Below are 1,415 nucleotides of genomic sequence, written 5' to 3' on the forward strand. Positions count from 1 at the left end.
GGCTGGCTGACCAACAACTGAAGGGCTGAACCTGTAGACGTTGCGAGGTAAACGATCTCTGTCTTTCCAGAGCAGATGCCCGAAAGGGGCCTGATACCGGAAGTAGCGGACAGTATCCGTGAGGTATGGTTAGGCGCTTAATGGATAGCAGTCGACGTATTACAACGAAGCGATGCTTACAGGAACCGCCGTGGTACGGAAACGTATGCTCGGTGGTGTGGGAGGACGGCGGGGCTGACCCCGCCTTCTACCCGATTCTGCGGTTTTTCCTGACCCGGTTTTTCAGGCCCAGTTGTCGGTTTTTAGACCGTGACATTGCGTGGTGCAAGCTATTGGCTGATAATCACGGTTATGAATACGCAACGTATCGTTGAAGTATTGAATCATGCCCTCGTCCCATTGGCCTCGCGGCTCGCTTGCGCCTACTTGTTCGGCAGTACTGCGCGTGGTGAGGCCAAGCCCGGTAGCGACATCGACATTGCCGTGCTATTTCATCAGGAGCCTCCCTGCTCGCTTGACGGTCTGGGGATGGATATCGCCGGCGGCATTGAGGGGGCTACCGGTAAGCGGGTCGATGTTGTTGTACTCAACCGCGCCAGTCCCGATTTGATACACCGCGTGTTGCGAGATGGCGTACTGATTCTGGAAAAAGATCGCTCCGCACGTATTCGGTTCGAGATTCGCGCCCGCGCTGAGTATTTTGATGTATTACCCTATATCAGGGAATATCGTCACACCACGGATTCACCTCATGACTGACCGTGAGCTGCTGGAAAAAAACTGGCATTTATCGAAACCTGTGTCAGTGAGTTGCGACGGCTCGCGCACCCAGAGCTCATAGAGACGGATATACGCGAAGAGCGCTTTGTCGCACACACCCTGCAACTGGCGATCCAGGCGGCGCTGGATGCCTCATCCCACATTATTTCCGATCTGCGCTTGGGGGAGCCGGAAACCAACCGCCAACTCTTCGGGTTATTGCGTGATGAACTGGCACTTTCCGAAGAACTCAGCGGCAACCTTCAGAAAATGGCAGGATTTCGCAGCCTGTTGGTACATGGGTATCAGAGCGTTGATCGCCGCATCCTGCGTCATGTGGTCGAGCATAACACCGATGACCTGCTGGCATTTGCGCAGGCGGTCCGGTCACGGTTATTACAGTAACACTTCGATCAAACGGATTGTGTTGCTGCGCAACACCTGGTGGGTTACGCAAAAAACGCTAACCCACCCTACATTTGATCTTTAGTTAGGGCCTGGAAAGAAATAACTGCTACGTATTGCGCCGGCCACAGATTTTATTGAACAGGCCGTTTGCCTTCAAGGCACGGCAGGGCGCGCATAGTCGTTCTATGTAAGTCTTGCCGTAACGCCGAAGGCGGACGAAAAGACCAGCAGGATGTGACCTTTATTTC

General features: G+C 53.9%; 2 protein-coding genes. Both read left to right on the forward strand.

Features of this window, described 5'->3' with window-relative positions:
* Positions 1-351: 351 nt before the first annotated feature.
* Positions 352-759 (forward strand): type VII toxin-antitoxin system MntA family adenylyltransferase antitoxin, encoded by a 408-nt coding sequence (mntA, locus tag NPX02_RS21110; RefSeq protein ID WP_260296039.1) that lies wholly within the window; start codon positions 352-354, stop codon positions 757-759.
* A gap of 30 nt (positions 760-789) precedes the next feature.
* Positions 790-1,164 carry a type VII toxin-antitoxin system HepT family RNase toxin gene (gene hepT, locus NPX02_RS21115; RefSeq protein WP_418067373.1) on the forward strand — a complete coding sequence of 125 codons (375 nt, stop codon included), beginning with the start codon at positions 790-792 and terminating at the stop codon, positions 1,162-1,164.
* The last annotated feature ends 251 nt before the right edge of the window (positions 1,165-1,415 follow it).

Origin of the sequence: Sedimenticola hydrogenitrophicus, from assembly GCF_025175675.1 — a bacterium.
Lineage (GTDB): Bacteria > Pseudomonadota > Gammaproteobacteria > Chromatiales > Chromatiaceae > Sedimenticola > Sedimenticola hydrogenitrophicus.

Bases quoted from the DNA above. Each gene is read 5' to 3' on its own strand.
- mntA (WP_260296039.1), top strand. From the start codon at position 352: ATGAATACGCAACGTATCGTTGAAGTATTGAATCATGCCCTCGTCCCA.